This is a genomic window from Mycobacterium sp. E3298 (assembly GCF_001666895.1).
GTDB lineage: Bacteria > Actinomycetota > Actinomycetes > Mycobacteriales > Mycobacteriaceae > Mycobacterium.
In genome coordinates this window covers 1-578 of sequence record NZ_LZJB01000299.1, presented here as the reverse complement: position 1 = coordinate 578, position 578 = coordinate 1, and the positions used below count along the sequence as shown (strand labels likewise).

The 578-nt window shown below is 71.6% G+C and carries 1 pseudogene; it reads left to right on the top strand.

The features are described from left to right. Positions 1 to 345: 345 nt before the first annotated feature. Positions 346 to 578: pseudogene (locus tag A9X05_RS31055) on the top strand (PE/PPE C-terminal domain-containing protein); the annotation flags it as partial.

The window sequence follows — 578 nt, the reverse complement described above, 5'->3', positions numbered from 1 at the left end:
CCGCCCGCGTTCGCCGTGTGCACGCCTACCTGCGGGAACGGGTGCCGGGCGGATCACGGCCGATAAGCGATCCCGCGCAGCCGGGGCGGATCGACGTGGGCGCTGGACAAAAAATCCGGTCGCAATAAAGGCCGCGGCGATGTCGGCCCGGACAGGGGCCGGCCGGGGGCGTGGGCAAGGCCTCCGCCGCGAGTCGGTTCTTGGGCGCAAACGCGAAACACGCTTTAGCGCAGCACTTTTCGCGCGCTAAAGCGTGTTCCTACGCTGCCGACCCGGAGGTTATCCGGCGAAGGGTGGGCGGGCCATGACGGTGGGGCGGAATCCGTAGCGGGGGCCGGCGCCGGCGTGGGCCACACCGCGGTCCCGGTCAGCGCGATCAGCGCCGCACCCGAGGCAGCCGGGGGACCGGGCAACCTGCTCGGCGGCATGCCCCTGGCCGGAGTCGGCAACGGCACCCACGCCGGCGCCGGCCCCCGCTACGGATTCCGCCCCACCGTCATGGCCCGCCCACTCCTCACTGGCCAGCTGAGTCACCACATTCTGATAACTCAACGCAGCCGACTGCAGCTCCGCGGCGA